General features: G+C 39.0%; 14 protein-coding genes. 13 read left to right on the forward strand and 1 reads right to left on the reverse strand.

The features are described 5' to 3' along the window. Nucleotides 1-38: 38 nt before the first annotated feature. The 3 genes from pcrA to LJY09_RS01500 are packed head-to-tail and all read left to right on the forward strand — an operon-like array spanning nt 39 to nt 5,498. A complete protein-coding gene (gene pcrA, locus LJY09_RS01490; protein WP_028412524.1) occupies nt 39-2,264 on the forward strand; it encodes a DNA helicase PcrA in 2,226 nt (741 codons plus the stop codon). Nucleotides 2,265-2,284: 20 nt separating this feature from the next. Continuing rightward, complete coding sequence (ligA, locus tag LJY09_RS01495) at nt 2,285-4,291, forward strand: NAD-dependent DNA ligase LigA (RefSeq protein ID WP_028412523.1); 2,007 nt, start codon at nt 2,285-2,287, stop codon at nt 4,289-4,291. A 13-nt stretch (nt 4,292-4,304) separates the two neighbouring features. Next, nucleotides 4,305-5,498: a CamS family sex pheromone protein gene (locus tag LJY09_RS01500; protein ID WP_047751763.1), complete on the forward strand. Its 1,194-nt coding sequence runs from the start codon at nt 4,305-4,307 to the stop codon at nt 5,496-5,498. A 55-nt stretch (nt 5,499-5,553) separates the two neighbouring features. On the opposite strand, the gene LJY09_RS01505 is transcribed toward LJY09_RS01500, so the two are convergent. After that, nucleotides 5,554-6,039: a DUF3920 family protein gene (locus LJY09_RS01505; protein WP_047751762.1), complete on the reverse strand. Its 486-nt coding sequence runs from the start codon at nt 6,037-6,039 to the stop codon at nt 5,554-5,556. Nucleotides 6,040-6,404: 365 nt separating this feature from the next. Between LJY09_RS01505 and gatC the strand changes: the two genes are divergently transcribed. The 10 genes from gatC (at nt 6,405) to LJY09_RS01555 (ending at nt 17,439) form a co-directional block, all read left to right on the forward strand. Further along, nucleotides 6,405-6,695, forward strand: a complete 291-nt coding sequence (gene gatC, locus LJY09_RS01510; protein WP_013055055.1) for an Asp-tRNA(Asn)/Glu-tRNA(Gln) amidotransferase subunit GatC — start codon at nt 6,405-6,407, stop codon at nt 6,693-6,695. A gap of 16 nt (nt 6,696-6,711) precedes the next feature. Beyond that, the gene (gene gatA, locus LJY09_RS01515) at nt 6,712-8,169 is read left to right on the forward strand and encodes an Asp-tRNA(Asn)/Glu-tRNA(Gln) amidotransferase subunit GatA (protein ID WP_013055056.1); all 1,458 of its coding nucleotides are present in this window, start codon (nt 6,712-6,714) and stop codon (nt 8,167-8,169) included. A 14-nt stretch (nt 8,170-8,183) separates the two neighbouring features. Beyond that, a complete protein-coding gene (gene gatB / locus LJY09_RS01520; protein ID WP_013055057.1) occupies nt 8,184-9,614 on the forward strand; it encodes an Asp-tRNA(Asn)/Glu-tRNA(Gln) amidotransferase subunit GatB in 1,431 nt (476 codons plus the stop codon). A 234-nt stretch (nt 9,615-9,848) separates the two neighbouring features. Next, nucleotides 9,849-10,781, forward strand: a complete 933-nt coding sequence (locus tag LJY09_RS01525; protein ID WP_028410196.1) for a diacylglycerol kinase — start codon at nt 9,849-9,851, stop codon at nt 10,779-10,781. A gap of 95 nt (nt 10,782-10,876) precedes the next feature. Continuing rightward, nucleotides 10,877-12,250, forward strand: a complete 1,374-nt coding sequence (gene rlmD, locus LJY09_RS01530; RefSeq protein WP_155010616.1) for a 23S rRNA (uracil(1939)-C(5))-methyltransferase RlmD — start codon at nt 10,877-10,879, stop codon at nt 12,248-12,250. A gap of 250 nt (nt 12,251-12,500) precedes the next feature. Beyond that, nucleotides 12,501-12,863, forward strand: a complete 363-nt coding sequence (locus tag LJY09_RS01535) for an SMI1/KNR4 family protein (RefSeq protein WP_155010617.1) — start codon at nt 12,501-12,503, stop codon at nt 12,861-12,863. A gap of 143 nt (nt 12,864-13,006) precedes the next feature. After that, entirely contained in the window at nt 13,007-13,180 is a 174-nt protein-coding gene (locus LJY09_RS01540) for a hypothetical protein (protein ID WP_165635405.1), read from the forward strand. Nucleotides 13,181-13,445: 265 nt separating this feature from the next. Beyond that, the gene (locus LJY09_RS01545; protein WP_013055060.1) at nt 13,446-14,261 is read left to right on the forward strand and encodes a YitT family protein; all 816 of its coding nucleotides are present in this window, start codon (nt 13,446-13,448) and stop codon (nt 14,259-14,261) included. A 195-nt stretch (nt 14,262-14,456) separates the two neighbouring features. Next, nucleotides 14,457-17,195: a GTPase domain-containing protein gene (locus tag LJY09_RS01550; RefSeq protein ID WP_228307468.1), complete on the forward strand. Its 2,739-nt coding sequence runs from the start codon at nt 14,457-14,459 to the stop codon at nt 17,193-17,195. A 13-nt stretch (nt 17,196-17,208) separates the two neighbouring features. Then, nucleotides 17,209-17,439 carry a helix-turn-helix domain-containing protein gene (locus LJY09_RS01555; RefSeq protein ID WP_013055062.1) on the forward strand — a complete coding sequence of 77 codons (231 nt, stop codon included), beginning with the start codon at nt 17,209-17,211 and terminating at the stop codon, nt 17,437-17,439. Nucleotides 17,440-17,489: the final 50 nt, after the last annotated feature.

Consider the following 17,489-nt stretch of genomic DNA (forward strand, 5'->3'; position numbering starts at 1 on the left):
AGAATAGAGAATATATGTTCGATATAGGCGGTGAAAACGTGAATTTTTTAAGTGAAAAATTATTAACAGGATTAAACCCTCAGCAGCAAGAGGCAGTTAAAACAACAGACGGACCATTATTACTTATGGCCGGTGCAGGAAGTGGGAAAACACGCGTATTAACGCATCGAATTGCGTTTTTAATGGCGGAAAAAGAAGTTGCACCTTGGAATATTTTAGCTATTACCTTCACAAACAAAGCAGCTCGTGAAATGAGAGAGCGTGTGGCAAGTATCGTTGGCGGAGTGGCAGAAGATATCTGGATTTCAACGTTCCACTCGATGTGCGTACGTATTTTACGAAGAGATATTGATCGTATTGGCTTTAATCGCAACTTTACGATTTTAGATTCAACGGATCAGCTGTCCGTTATTAAAAACATTTTAAAAGATCAAAACATCGACCCAAAAAAATTCGATCCGCGCTCGCTATTAGGAAGCATTAGTTCAGCTAAAAATGAACTGAAAGTAGCGGAAGAATTTGATAAAACAGCAGCAGGACCATATGAAGAAGTTGTAAGTAAAGTCTATAAAGAGTATGAAAAGCGTTTAAAGAAAAACCAAGCGCTCGATTTTGATGATTTGATTATGACAACGATTCAGTTATTTAAACGAGTTCCTGAAGTGTTAACGTACTATCAGCGCAAGTTTCAATATATTCATGTGGACGAGTATCAAGATACAAACCATGCACAATATATGCTGGTTCGCTTGCTAGCCGCACGATTTGAAAATGTATGCGTAGTAGGGGATTCAGATCAGTCTATTTACCGCTGGCGCGGGGCTGATATTACAAATATCTTGTCATTTGAAAAAGATTACCCAAAAGCCAAAACCATTTTGCTTGAACAAAATTATCGTTCAACGAAAACGATTTTGGCTGCGGCAAACGGCGTCATTGCAAACAATATGAATCGTAAAGTGAAAAACTTATGGACGGAAAACGATGAAGGCCAGAAGATTTATCATTACCAAGCAATGAGTGAGCATGATGAGGCACAGTTTGTAGCACGTAAAATCAAAGAAGCAGTAGACAGCGGCAAACGTAAATATAGCGATTTTGCCATTTTGTATCGTACAAATGCACAGTCGCGTGTAATGGAGGAAGTACTGCTAAAATCCAATATTAACTATACGATTGTCGGCGGGATTAAGTTCTACGACCGCAAAGAGATTAAAGATTTGCTTGCGTACTTGCGCTTAATTGCCAACCAAGATGATGACATTAGCTTAGCTCGTATTGTGAACGTTCCAAAACGCGGAGTTGGAGCTACTTCAGTCGATAAAGTAGCCAATTACGGAAACGTTCATGACATTTCTATTTTCAAAGCGCTTGATGAAGTAGAATTGATGGGGTTAACGGGTAAAGCAACAAAAGCACTTCGTGATTTCCAATCCATGATTTCAAACTTAGCTCAAATGCAAGACTATATGTCTGTAACAGAGCTTGTGGAACAAGTATTAGAAAGAACAGGGTACCGTGAAGCGCTTAAAGTAGAAAAAACAATTGAAGCACAAAGTCGCTTAGAGAATATTGATGAGTTTTTATCTGTTACAAAAACGTTTGAAGAAGCAAGTGAAGATAAGAGCTTAGTAGCATTTTTAACCGATTTAGCGCTTGTTGCTGATATCGATAAGCTTGACGACGAGGAAGAAGAAGAGAACGAACAAGTGATTCTGATGACGCTTCACTCAGCAAAAGGTCTAGAGTTCCCGGTTGTTTTCCTAATGGGTATGGAAGAAGGCGTATTCCCTCATAGCCGATCGTTATTCGAAGATAATGAAATGGAAGAAGAACGACGCTTAGCCTACGTAGGGATTACACGTGCTGAACAAGAATTGTATTTATTAAATGCTCAAATGCGTACACTATTTGGTAAAACAAACGTCAATCCAAAATCGCGCTTCATTGGAGAAATCCCAAGCGAGCTTGTGGAATCTTTAAATGAAACGATGCGCAAGCCTGCTGCTGGTCGTTCAGGGGCTTCAGCTTCGCCGTTTGCAGCGCGCCGACAAGCGGCCGTGGCAAAAACGAAGCTTGTATCAACGGGCAGTGAATCGATTGGATGGAGCGTTGGAGATAAGGCCGAGCATAAAAAATGGGGAATTGGTACAGTTGTAAGTGTAAAAGGAGAAGGAGACTCAAAAGAATTAGACATTGCTTTTCCTAGTCCTACAGGTGTAAAAAGACTGCTTGCTAAATTTGCCCCGGTTACGAAAGTGTAATCGTGAAAAGGAGCTAGAATATGGAGTTTGAGACAGCAAAATCACGCGTTCAAGAATTACGTGACTTATTAAATCAATATGGTTATGAATATTATGTGTTAGATCAGCCATCTGTTCCAGATGCAGAATACGATAAATTAATGAATGAGTTAATTGAAATAGAAGAATCGTTTCCAGAATTAAAAACAGCTGACTCACCTACTCAGCGCATCGGCGGCCAAGTGCTCGATGCGTTTGAGAAGGTTCAGCATCAAACGTCTATGCTAAGTTTAGGAAATGCATTTAATGAAGAAGACCTTCGAGATTTTGATCGCCGAGTGCGCCAAGCCGTTGAAGACGAGTTTTCTTATGTATGCGAACTTAAAATTGACGGCCTTGCTGTATCTCTTCGCTATGAAGATGGATACTTAGTGCTGGGTGCTACGCGCGGAGATGGTACGACTGGTGAAAATATTACTGAAAACTTAAAAACAATTCGCTCGATTCCACTGCGAATTAAAGAACCGTTATCAATGGAAGTTCGCGGAGAAGCATTTATGCCGAGGAAATCATTCGAAGCACTTAATGAAGCAAAAATGGAAAGAGATGAAGTTCCGTTTGCTAACCCCCGTAACGCAGCTGCTGGCTCACTGCGTCAGCTAGATCCTAAAATTGCGGCAAAACGTAATTTAGATATCTTTGTCTATGCCATGACTGATACAGGAGAATTAGAAATCGACTCTCACAGCGAAAGTTTGAATTTACTCGATGATCTTGGCTTTAAAACAAATAAAGAAAGACAGACGTGTGAAACCATTGATGATGTGATTGCTTATATCGAAAGCTGGCAAACGAAACGTCCAGAACTATCTTATGATATTGATGGCATTGTTGTAAAAGTAGATTCATTTGATCAGCAGGCTGAGCTTGGAACAACGGCCAAGAGTCCACGCTGGGCTATTGCTTATAAGTTTCCTGCTGAAGAAGTTGTAACCAAGCTTGTAAATATTGAGCTGACGGTAGGCCGGACAGGTGTCATTACGCCAACAGCTATTTTGGAGCCGGTTCAAGTAGCAGGTACGACGGTACAGCGTGCGTCTCTTCACAATGAAGATTTGATTCGTGAAAAGGACATTCGCATCGGAGATTATGTCGTGGTGAAAAAAGCAGGAGATATTATTCCTGAAGTAGTGAATGTGATTGAAGAGAAGCGAACGGGAGAAGAGCAAGAGTTTACGATGCCTACTCACTGCCCTGAATGTGAAAGTGAACTGGTGCGTTTAGAAGGAGAAGTTGCGCTTCGCTGCATTAATCCAAGCTGTCCTGCTCAAATTCGTGAAGGACTTATTCATTTCGTGTCCCGCAATGCGATGAACATTGATGGACTTGGTGAAAAAGTTATATCACAATTATTTCGTGAACAGTTAATTAAAGATGTAGCAGATATTTATACGCTGACAAAACAGCAGTTAATCGAGCTTGAGCGCATGGGTGAGAAATCTGCTGATAATTTGATTGCGGCCATCGAAGCTTCTAAAGAAAATTCACTTGAGCGTTTGCTTTTTGGTTTGGGCATTCGCCACGTTGGAGCAAAAGCTGCAAAGACGTTAGCTCAGCACTTTGAAACCATAGACAAGTTAACAAAAGCAACGTATGATGAATTAGTGGCAATTAATGAAATTGGTGCCAAAATGGCTGATGCTATTGTCGCTTACTTTACACAAGAAGAGGTTCAAGAACTTATACATGAATTAAAAGAGTATGGAGTAAACCTTACATACAAAGGACCCAAGCTTGTAAGTGTAGAAAATGTAGATTCTGTTTTTGCTGGTAAAACCGTTGTATTAACAGGTAAGCTTGAACAGCTATCTCGCAATGAGGCAAAAGCACAAATTGAAGCACTTGGCGGTAAAGTCACAGGAAGCGTAAGTAAAAAGACAGACCTTGTTGTGGCAGGGGAAGAGGCTGGTTCCAAACTGACAAAAGCTAACGAGCTTGAAATTGAAGTATGGGATGAAGCAAGGCTACTTACGGAATTAAATAAATAAGAGGTGTGTGTAGTTGAAAAAGATATTGTTACTTTCTCTTGCGGTCATGCTTGTAACTTCAGCGTGTGCACCGAACCTTTCGGACGATAAAGAGACTGTTCAACAAACCAACAACAAGAAAGAAAAAGCAGTTATTCCGAAGTATAGTATTTCAGACGATTATTACCGAACAATTCTTCCATTTAAAGCGGGAGTGGCAAGAGGCTTAGTAGCAGCAAACTTAAATAACCGCTTGGATGCGCAAGAATTTGAAACAGGCTTAATGCGCTTATCGACAGATAGCTATTCTCCGAAAAAATATGTGTATCAAGAAGGCCAGTACCTTGATAAAGATACTATTCGCTCATGGTTAAGCCGTAAGCTGAGTGATAAACAGTTTAAAGATCTTCAAAGCAAAGCAAAAGATGATACGGCGAAAAAGAAGCTTAAAAACACTGGGTTAAACCCAATTGATACAGAAAAAGGCGATTTGAAAACGCGCAACGAAACAAGTCCAATGTACTTAGCGAACATTACTGAACAAGACTACCTTATTCAAGACGGAGACGATAAGGTAAAACTTGGAGGCGTCACAATTGGTCTGGCGATGAATTCTGTTCATTATTATACAGAGGAAAATGGTTATGCCCGTGAAAAACAACTAACCGATAAAAATATTGAAGAGCAAGGCAAAAAGATGGCCGATGAAATTGTGCAGCGTATGCGTAATATCAAGGGCTTAGAAAACGTTCCAATTCGAGTAGCACTATTCAAACAAAGTGCTAAGGCTTCTTTAACGCCAGGTAACTTCATGGCTGTCGGAAATGCAGGTTCAAATGATACGGCCGTTGGCAGCTGGGATAATTTAGACGAGCAATATTATTTATTCCCATCATCAGATGCAACAAAAGATCACCGAGATGATGCGATGAAGTTTGATGAGTTTAAAGCGCAAATCGAAGACTACTTCCCAAACTTTACAAGCGTAGTAGGGAAAGGGTATTACAAAGATGGACAGCTTCAAAAAATGACGATTGATATTCCCGTACAATTTTATGGAAAAGGTGAAATTGTAGGATTTACTCAGTACGTTGCTGGTTTAATGCTTGATCATTTCCCTTCATATATGGAAACGAGTATCTCTATTAACTCAGTAAGCGGACCGGAAGCTCTCATTGTTAGAAAAGCAGATGAAGACAAGCCGTTCGTTCATATTTACGAAGAGTAAGCAAAAAAAGACACTGCTCAAGCAGTGTCTTTTTTTAATTCTATGAAATTGCCTCCTATGAAGAAATGGCGTGAGAATTTTGTCTCGTAAACTTAGCAAGATAATAAGCAGCAAATGCAAATGCATCTTGTTCGGTTGTCCGCTCTTCATACGGGCGTTTTTTATCCAGCTCAAATTCTTTCTGATAATAAGGGATGTGATCTTGAATATAGTGACGCAGCTCGTGAAAGATGGTTTCAACAAGCGGAAGGTAGTCATCAAATTTAAAAATAAATATAATGCCGACTTCTCGCCAGTAAACACCTGAGGCAAACTGCAGGTATTCTGCTTCTTCTTCTCCAAGAGCGGAGACAATTTTATTGGCTTCACATGAATCACAAAAAATGATAGGAATATGAAAGGCTTTATTTAAACAAGCAAAAACATCTTTTTGCAAGGTGGACAAATCCCACTTGAATTCTTCATCTAATACAAACCATCTTCCGCTTTGCTGATACACAGGGCGCTGGTGGATGACTGACTGTATAAGTATTTTATTCAATTTTTATAGCACCTCTTTTACGGTAAAGTAGTTATTCGTTTTCTTTACTTTCCCAAAGACTAGTGAAATTAAAACATGGTGGTGTGTTCTTCTAAAGCATGTTTCTCTTTCTATCTATCTTTTCTAAAAAGAAGGTTATTTTATACCTATGCAAGAGAGAAATATTTTATGACGAAGGAAAAGTATGGAATGTTGTTTGAATGAAATAGATTTGGTATAAAATAGAAGTGATAAATGTAAGCCCTGTCTTGTCTGGCGGGGTTTTTAATATTTTAGGAACTAGTCTCAGAAATGTTGCCTGTTGCTAGTGAAGTTTGGTATTATCAGTATATTGTAGTGGGACGAATATTCGGAGGTGAAGGAACATGTCAAGAATTTCTGTTGATCAAGTAAAACACGTTGCAAACTTAGCGAGACTTGCGGTGACGGATGACGAAGCAGAACTATTTACAAAACAATTAGATGCTATTATTACATATGCAGAACAATTAGATGAGCTAGATACTACAAATGTAAAACCAACTTCTCACGTATTGGATATGAAAAACGTGATGCGTGAAGATAAGCCAGCTAAAGGCTTACCAATTGAAGACGTAGTAAAAAACGCGCCAGACCACAAGGATGGCTACATTCGAGTACCAACTATTTTAGAATAAGGAAGGAGGCTTTACGATGTCTTTATTCGATCGTAAACTTTCAGAACTACATAGCCTTTTACACAAGAAAGAAGTACGTGTACAAGATTTAGTAGACGAATCATACAAACGTATTAATGAAGTAGATGATAAAGTAGGTGCGTTCTTAGCGCTTAATGAAGACAATGCTCGTGCTTATGCAAAAGAGCTAGATGAAGCATTACAAACAAAAGATGAATTTGGCCTATTATTTGGTATGCCGATCGGTGTAAAAGATAATATTGTCACAAAAGATTTACGTACAACTTGCTCTAGTAAAATTCTAGCAAACTTTGATCCGATTTATGATGCAACAGTTGTTCAAAAACTGCAGGCAGCTGAAGCGGTAACAATCGGTAAATTAAATATGGATGAATTCGCAATGGGTTCTTCAACTGAAAACTCAGGTCTTCAGTTAACGCGCAACCCATGGAATTTAGATTACGTACCGGGTGGATCTAGCGGTGGTTCAGCTGCAGCTGTAGCAGCAGGAGAAGTTCCGTTCTCTTTAGGTTCTGATACAGGTGGTTCAATTCGTCAGCCAGCTGCTTATTGCGGTGTTGTTGGATTAAAACCAACGTATGGTCGCGTATCTCGTTACGGATTAGTGGCATTTGCATCTTCTTTAGATCAAATCGGACCAATCACAAATTCTGTTGAAGATAATGCATACTTACTTCAAGCAATTTCAGGCGTAGACCCAATGGATTCTACTTCTGCTAATGTTGATGTACCGGATTATGTATCTGCTTTAACAGGTGACGTAAAAGGCCTTAAAATTGCTGTTCCAAAAGAATACTTAGGCGAAGGTGTGGGCGAAGAAGCTCGCCAGTCTGTTTTAGATGCACTAAAAGTGTTAGAAGGACTAGGCGCAACTTGGGAAGAAGTATCGCTTCCACACTCTAAATACGCATTAGCTACGTATTATCTATTATCTTCTTCTGAAGCGTCTGCTAACTTATCTCGTTTTGACGGCGTTCGCTACGGATACCGTACAGATAATGCTGAGAACTTAATCGAAATGTACAAGCAGTCTCGAAGCGAAGGCTTTGGAAACGAAGTAAAACGCCGTATCATGCTTGGGACATTTGCGTTAAGCTCTGGTTATTATGATGCTTACTACAAAAAAGCACAGCAAGTACGTACGTTAATTAAGCAAGACTTTGAGTCTGTATTTGAAAACTATGACGTTATCATTGGACCAACTACACCAACTCCATCATTCAAAATTGGTGAGAAAACAGATGATCCATTAACAATGTATGCAAACGATATTTTAACAATCCCAGTAAACCTTGCTGGAGTACCTGGTATTTCTGTGCCTTGCGGCTTATCAAATGGATTGCCATTAGGGTTACAAATTATCGGTAAGCATTTCGACGAAAGCACAATCTATCGTGTTGCTCATGCATTCGAACAAGCAACTGAGCATCATAAAGCGAAACCAGCACTGTAAGGGGTGAGATAAAGATGAACTTTGAAACGATTATTGGTCTTGAAGTACACGTTGAGCTTAAGACAAAATCTAAAATTTTCTCAGCAAGTCCAAACGCATTTGGTGCGGCTCCAAATGCTAACACAAGTGTAATTGACTTAGGTTATCCTGGCGTACTACCTGTGTTAAACAAAGAAGCAGTTGATTTTGCAATGAAAGCGGCGCTTGCGCTAAACTGTGAAATCGCAACAGATACAAAGTTTGATCGTAAAAACTATTTCTATCCGGATAACCCAAAAGCTTATCAAATCTCTCAATTTGATAAACCAATTGGCGAGAACGGTTGGATTGAAGTAGAAGTTAAAGGTGAAACGAAGCGCATTCGTATCAACCGACTTCATTTAGAAGAAGATGCTGGTAAGTTAACGCATACAGGCGATGGCTATTCACTAGTAGACTTCAACCGTCAAGGTACACCTCTAATTGAGATTGTATCGGAAGCAGATATGCGTTCTCCTGAAGAAGCATATGCTTATTTAGAAAAACTAAAATCAATCATTCAATATACAGGCGTATCTGACTGTAAAATGGAAGAAGGTTCACTTCGCTGTGATGCCAATATTTCTTTACGTCCAGTTGGACAAGAAGAGTTTGGTACAAAAGCTGAGCTAAAGAACTTAAACTCATTTAACTATGTGCGCCGCGGTCTTGAACACGAAGAAATTCGTCAAGAAAAAGTGTTATTGTCTGGTGGCCTAATCGAGCAGGAAACACGCCGTTTTGATGAGTCTACGGGTGAAACAATTCTGATGCGTGTAAAAGAAGGATCTGACGACTACCGCTACTTCCCAGAGCCTGACTTATTAGAATTACACATCGACGAAGAGTGGAAAGAACGCGTTCGTGCTTCGATTCCTGAACTTCCAGATGCTCGTAAAAAGCGCTATGTAGAAGAGCTAGGCTTACCTGCTTATGATGCAATGGTATTAACGCTAACAAAAGAAATGTCTGATTTCTTTGAAGCAACACTTGCTGCAGGCGGAGATGCTAAACTATCTTCTAACTGGTTAATGGGTGAAGTTTCTGCTTACTTAAACTCAAATCAAAAAGAACTTTCAGATGTAGCATTAACACCTGAAGGTCTAGCTGGTATGATTCAATTAATTCAAGAAGGTACAATTTCGTCTAAAATTGCGAAAAAAGTATTCAAAGAATTAATTGAAAATGGCGGAGATGCAAAGAAAATTGTAAAAGAAAAAGGTCTTGTACAAATTTCTGATGATGCAACTTTACGTAAATTCGTAACAGATGCATTAGATGCAAACCCTCAGTCTATTGAAGATTTCAAAAACGGTAAGGATCGTGCAATCGGCTTCTTAGTTGGTCAAATTATGAAAGCTTCAAAAGGTCAAGCGAACCCACCTATGGTTAATAAAATTCTTTTAGAAGAAATTAATAAACGCTAAATTTGATAACTAAATGTGAGGTGGGTATCCATCTCACATTTATTATGAGTAAGGGCGATCGCGCTGAAGGTATGAATAAAAACCCAAACGTGAATATTGTATATCAAGGTTAATTTCTTTATAATATGTTTGTTCATGCCCCCTCTTGTTGATGATGTAATGTGAGGGGGCATTCTTTCACTGATAAAAGTAGGCAAAGATTTGTGACAAATTATCATTATTAGGATGATGAATATGAAAAGAGCGAGAATTATTTATAACCCGACATCGGGCCGTGAAATTTTTAAGAAAAACTTACCGGAAGTTTTGCAAAAGCTAGAGCAAGCAGGTTACGAAACATCTTGTCATGCTACAACTTGCGCTGGCGATGCAACAGAAGCTGCCAAAGTAGCAGTAGAGCGCCGCTTTGATGTTGTAATTGCAGCCGGTGGAGACGGTACCATCAATGAAGTCGTAAACGGTATTGCCGGACAAGACTATCGTCCGCAGCTAGGTATTATTCCTGTTGGAACAACCAATGACTTTGCTCGTGCCATTAATGTCCCGCGTACAATTGAAGGCGCTGTTGATGTTATTGTAGAAGGTGTAACGAAGCCAATTGATTTAGGCTGTGTAACAAACGACGGAGAAACGCATTACTTTGTAAATATCGCCGGAGGCGGCCGTTTAACTGAATTAACGTATGAAGTGCCAAGCAAGTTAAAAACAATGCTTGGACAGCTAGCTTACTATTTAAAAGGCATGGAAATGCTTCCTTCTATTAAACCAACATCCGTTGAAATTGAGTATGACGGAAAATTCTTTGGCGGCGAGATTATGTTCTTCCTCGTTTCCTTAACGAACTCAGTCGGCGGTTTTGAAAAGCTGGCACCAGACTCTTCTTTAGATGACGGCATGTTTGATTTAATTATTTTAAAGAAAGCAAATTTAGCTGAGTTTATTCGAATTGCGACACTTGCGCTGCGAGGAGAACATATCAATGATCCTCATATTATTTATACAAAAGCGAACCGTGTTAAAATTCATACGAATGATAAAATGCAGCTAAATCTAGATGGCGAGTACGGTGGGTTATTGCCTGGGGAATTTGTAAACTTATATCGCCATGTAGAAATCTTTGTTCCAAAAGCAACAGCTGAATTGATGGAAAAAAATGAGATCGCCTAATTGCGATCTTTTTTCATGCTTTCCTTTGTTTGGCTTTCGCTCTTATGGTACAATCAGTTCAGCATTTTCAAATGACTAAAAGGATGTAACGATAAATGGAAAAATTAAAACCACCTGTAGAAAAAAATGAATATATAGATGTTGCGTTTGAAGATTTAACGCATGACGGAGCGGGTGTAGCGAAAGTGAACGGATTTCCTATTTTCGTTCAAAATGCGCTGCCCGGCGAAAGCGGCCAAGTAAAAGTCATTAAAGTAAAAAAAGGCTATGCGTTTGGCAAGCTTATCAAGCACCATACAATTAGTGAGCAGCGTGTTGAAGCACCCTGTCCGGTATACAAGCAGTGCGGAGGCTGTCAGCTGCAGCATGTAAGCTATGAAGGACAGCTGCAATTTAAACAAAAGCAAGTAAAAGACGTCATGGCGCGAATTGGCCATTTACCTGACGTTCCGGTACATTCGACGCTAGGAATGAACGATCCTTGGCGCTATCGAAACAAAGCTCAAGTTCCCGTAGCAGAGCGAGAAGGCGGTTTGGTCGCTGGATTTTATCAGCAGCGAAGCCACGATATCATTAACATGGATGCCTGTTTGATTCAGCAGCAGGCAAATGATGATGTTGTTCAAGCTGTCAAATCAATCTGTGAAAAGCATGGGGTTTCTGCTTACCAAGAACAAAAGCATAAAGGCTCGCTTCGTCATATCATGGCGCGCTACGGACTTGTAACGGGTGAAATTATGGTTGTAATTGTGACTCGTACAGCTGAGTTGCCAAACAAAAAGCGTATTATAGAAGACATTATCGAAGCCGTGCCGAACGTGAAATCAATTGTTCAAAACGTCAACAGCAAGCGCACGAACGTCATTTTAGGGAACCAAACGAACGTACTTTGGGGAGAAGAATATATTTACGACTATATCGGCGACGTTAAATTTGCCATTTCAGCAAAATCATTCTATCAAGTAAACCCTGAGCAAACGAAAGTGCTTTATGACAAAGCGCTCGAGTATGCAGATTTAACAGGAGAAGAAACGGTCATTGACGCCTACTGTGGAATCGGAACAATCTCGTTATTTCTCGCTCAAAAAGCGAAAAAAGTATATGGCGTTGAAATCGTGCCTGAAGCGATTGAAGATGCAAAGCGCAACGCTGAGCTAAACGGTATTCACAACGTTGAATTCGAAGTAGGCGAAGCAGAGGTCGTCATTCCAAACTGGTACAAACAAGGCATCAAAGCGGACGTCATCGTCGTAGATCCGCCGCGAAAAGGATGCGACGAAGCCCTTTTAAATACCATCATCGAGATGAAGCCGAAAAAAGTTGTCTATGTTTCATGCGGACCAGCAACTCTTGCGCGTGATCTAGCTATTCTAGAAAAAGGCGGCTATGAGACGGTTGAAGTTCAGCCTGTTGATATGTTCCCGCATACGACGCATGTGGAGAATGTGGCGGTGCTTACATTAAAATAAGAAAATTGTTTGAAACACCACTATCATTAGGAATGGTAGTGGTGTTTTATATTGGCTTTTATTTTTAATACAGTACGGAATATACTAAAAGATTTATAGAGAAACAAATAAAAGCAATTATAAATGGGAGTAAAAAGATTCCTAAATATACATAAGGAAAAATGGAGGAAGCAAATTGATTACGTGGGAAACGGATGAAAAAGAGGTAAGTTTAGAAACCATTTTGAATGTAGAAAAAGTATAGGATGTATTGTTTCCAATCCACTTTATTGAATGTGTAACAAAGTATCATGGTGGAGAACCTTCAGCTGATGGATTTAATGTTGGAAAGAGAGAATGTTCTTTTTACCACTTACTAAGTTTTAATCAGGAGAAAAAGGATTACATTTTAAACGTGTATCATGATATTAAATACCAGCTAGTTGATGGTATTTGCCCATTTGGAGATGACATAGCGGATAATCATGTATGTTTTGACTACCGTTCTAACTCTCAGCGGCCTATTATCGTTTTTATAAATCATGAACTAGCATACGAGAATCCTGAAAGCAGTATTTTTTTCGTCGCCCATTCATTTGAAGAATTTATTAATGGTCTATATGAAGAAGAATAAAATTAAAATAACTTTCCACCAAGAGGCTGGGACAAAAGTATTTTAACCCAAGTAAAAAACGAACCATTAATTAACATGTTTGATTCATGGTTTATTTTTTTGTTAGGGCAAATAAGTGTCGTCTGTTTCGTTCCTTCTAGCAGTTGATTGGAGGGCAAGGCGAAGACTCCTGCGGGAAAAGCGGAACAGGTGAGACCCCGCAGGAGCGCAAGCGACGAGGAGGCTCAGCGGCCGCCCGCGGAAAGCGAAGTCTTGCACGGAAATCAACTGCGGTTCCATACAAGCTCATCTATACTAGTTGTTCGCCTTTAAATTAGATTCATTTCATTATGATGTCTCAACTTCTTTTAGGTTAAATAAGTACGGAAAAGGTAAAGTTAGCATTTTTATACCAAAAGCAGCAAAAGCTTGATATAAAAGCATTATCCGCTTGTATGTCCGTTTTATTTTGCCGTTTGTCCACCCCACCAACACAGCAAATTTCTGAATATACTTTTTTTAAGGTTTTCAATATTTTAGGAATTATAATAAAGAAGCAATAAATGAAAACATTATATTTGTGGTAAGAGGTGAAGGGACATCATGTATAGAGCAATTGCTATTATAGCGGGTTCTGTGTTAATTGGATTTGCATACAATTGGTTTTTAATCCCCCATAAAGTGCTAAGCAGCGGCATTAGCGGTATTGCTATGATTATAGGAATTTTAACGCCTGCAAGCACGGGAACAATGAATTTTTTGTTGAATTTACCCCTTTTAATTATTGGTTTTATGAAGTTAGGAAAGCGGTTTGTTTTACATACGCTGCTGTCCGTTGTGGCTTTATCAATTGCTTTATACGTGATTCCCTTGAGAGCTGTTAGTACAGATCCTATTCTGTCAGCTGTTTTTGGAGGAGTTTTAACTGGAATTGGCGTAGGGTTTGTTTTTCGTCAGTCAGCCTCAACAGGTGGATTTGATATTATTGCGATGCTTCTTACGCATAAAAAAGAATTTCCGCTTGGCGCTATATTATCAGCGATGAATGCCGTGGTCGTATTTGTTTCAGGTTTCTTTGTGAATTGGGACGCGGCTTTATATACGATGCTTTCGATTTTCGTCACAGGAAAAGTAGTGGATGCGATTCATACTCGCCACATTAAGCTCACGTTAACCATTATTACGAGAAAAGGCGAAGAAATGAAGCAGCAGCTTCTTACGAATTTGGTGCGCGGTGTGACGTTAATGAACGGTGAAGGAGCTTATTCAAGAGAAGACCGTAAAATATTAATGACGGTGATTTCACGCTATGAGCTTGCAAACCTCAAGCAGTTAATTCAATCTGTGGATCCTGAAGCTTTCGTAAATATTACGGAAACGGTAGAAGTAATGGGGCTGTTTCGACGGGATGCCTATTAATATATTTGTTATTTCAGCGCCGATTTATGATAAATAGCCATTTTTATAGTATAAAAGTTATAAAAAAAGCCTTAAGAGTAGTTCTTGAGGCTTTTTTTGCGTAAAATATGAGTAAGAAAATATCGTGTATGAAAAGTATAAAAAAGGGAATTTGATAGAGTACATAAAATATTGACATCAAAAAGGAGAGACTATATGACGGTAGAATATCAGTTAACGAAAAAGAAATATTACGAAACGTTTATGCAAGAAAATGAAAATCAGCCGCCTGTAAAAGTCCTTGGACAAGCTTATTACGAAGAGCAGCAAAAAGAGTGGTACGACTTATCGCTCATTCGCTTAGCTCAGGGAGAAGTGTACTTCCACAATCAAGATTTTGAATCCGCGATTTTTAAGTGGGAGAATGTAAATGGCGAGTTTAAGCTGTGGGCGAAGAAAAATACAGCCGACGCACATTATGAATTGGGGTTGTCTACGCTCGCTGAAGAGCTTTACCTATCCATCGAAACGGATTCAAAAGTATTAAAAGCTGAAATAGCGCTAAAGCTGTTTTCGCTTTATACGGACCATAACAATATTGAACGAGCTTATGAAGTTATTAACGAGCTGGTTGCTTCTCAGCCGGATTATCCAAACGTCACGGCGATTGCGCGAAGATTTTATGAAGAGCAAGAAGATTTTAATAGCGCAGTGGAGCTTGCAGTAGATGAGTGTATTCGAACAGAATCGCTGAATTGGTTTGCGGTATTAAAGACTTACGTAGATAAAGGATATACAGCAAACTTTATCCCTAACTATTTTTATCAAGTGATGATTTCATTTTACAAAGTGGACCAAGTATATTTCAAACAGCTTGTCTCAGCTTTATGGAAACAATATAAGAGTCAGCCTCCTTATCTTGCTTGGATTAAAACCATCAATGATATTTTCTTGAATATTGAAGTGGGTCTCTATGATTATTGGCAAGAGATTTCAACTCTTTATCAAGAGACGTACACTGACTTAATGGAAAGTGATCATTCTGTAAAGGAATTGCATGAAGTCATTCCGAACGTATTAACAAACTGGCTTAAAATTACTAATAAGTCACGTGCGTTATTTCCGTCTGCGGCCGTGCTTTCATGGAATGAAAAGTTTCCGTCAACTATTGATACCATTACAATCGAAAATGCAGGCAGATTAATTTTTGAGGCGCGTAACGACATTGATGGTCTTGAATATCACTACAAACTTTGCCATGGCATTATTAAATGGGCTAATGAAAATGGTTTAGAAGTGGGGCACACCTTTAAATGGTGGGTAGACTTTTTATTAGATGCTCATACGACACACTTATTAATTACAGGAACAAATGCTGCAACGTCTTCATTTGTGGGATCGATTACAGAAGAAAAGGTACCGCAAAATCATGAAACAACCTTTGTGTTCATTCATGATGAAGAAGAATCTATCCAGCAAATCGCTGATCAAGAAATCATTCCGATGGAAACGATTGACGGAGCGGAGCAATCTTCTCACCAGGCGCTTGTAGAAGTGAAAAAACCTTTTGCGTTCCTTGATAAGCATAATTGTTCATGCATTGTTACGCCAAGCTTTACAGAACAAGAGGCGCGTGAGCAGGATGCATTTAAATATGCTCCTTTAGCAGATGGTTTACTGTTTGTGCTTGATGCAAAAGAATCGCTGCTTGATGAAGAAAGAGAATTATTGCTGGAGATTAAAGAATATGCGCCAAATACGCCAGTTCATTTTGTCATCAACAATATGGACAGTCTTTATAATCAAGCAACGATTGAGCGAATTACAAAAGAATTTGAGGCAAGCATTGGCGCTGATTTCCCACAGGCGCATGTATTAGCCTATACGCCTCACTACGTATCGAGTCAGCACCACGGAGACTTGGCTCAGTTTATTAAAGCTAATTTCTATTACGATCCAAACGACGTTGGAGTAGAAGAGCGTGCGCGCAGACTGCTGTTCTTTATTCAAAGCATGCTAAAGGGCTTAGTGGAGAAGAGAAATCACACAGAAAATCATTTGATTGAAAGTATTAAATGGAACGAAGATATGCTTGTGCGATTAAATGGCTTCTTGCATCGAGTGGATGACTTAGAACAAGAAAAAGCAAGTAGTATTGTTTCGGCTTATCACGGCATCAAAGAGGATATCAGCAAAAAGCTAAAAAATAAAATTCCTCGTTTACTCAAAAAGTCTTCAGAATTAGTGAAGGAAGACAGTGATTTTAGTACGGTTCATATTGAGCTGAATAAACAAATGAATATGCGCGTGGAAGAGCACTTGCAGCAAGATGTTCTACCTAAGTTCCGCATTTCTTTAAAGGACTGGATTGCTACATCAAATGAAGAGCTGATTGCGAGTCAAGTAGATATTGAAGAAGTAGCAGAGTCATTAAATAAGATGTACAATGAGCAAAAATTAACGTTAGCCTGCGATTTTAAAGTGCTGGACGACTGGCGCCGCGACGTTAATCGTATGGCTAATCGGGTTCAGCTGGATGAAGAAAATATTTTACTTCGCGTTAATCCAACGCAGCTTTTGTTAAAAGGAGCAGGAAAACTGTTTTCTTCCATTCTTCAAAATCAAACGCTGCTTTATAATCAATATAAAAAGTACATTGAAAGTCAAGACTATCAAGATATCACAGAATCTATGCTGGCAAAGTTTTTTATGCAATTTAATTTATTTGAGAAAAATTTAGAAGTTGATATTGAACTATTCTTTGAAAAGCCAAAAGAGGTTCTAAAAGAAACGATTGAAGAAACACAGGCGCATATTAATGAAAATCAAGACGTATTAAGTCATATGAAAGCCAATCCTGAAGCTTACTATGGTCCGTTAACATTATTCCAGCTTCGCTTGCGTCAGTATGAGTTAATGGTTAAAGCTACAGAAGAAGTACACTATAACGTCTAAAAGGTGGAGCAGGATGTATTTAACGATAAAAGAAGCAGCAGAGTATCTATCTTTCCCTGAAGAATATGTACAGAAATTGATTCAAGAAGGAAAAGTAAGGGCTATATTTGATGGTGAAAACTACTTATTAAATAAAGAGCAGTTTAACACTCATTTAGAGCAAATGGAAAAGTATAAAAAACAAATTGAAGAATACCTAAATGAGCCAATCCCTGAAGATATGGACGTAAAAGATGAAGATTGAAGGCCGAAGCAGAAAACAGATGTTTTCTGCTTTTTCTTTTGGAGTGAAAG

The organism is Priestia sp. J2 (assembly GCF_020790095.1).
Taxonomy (GTDB): domain Bacteria; phylum Bacillota; class Bacilli; order Bacillales; family Bacillaceae_H; genus Priestia; species Priestia zanthoxyli.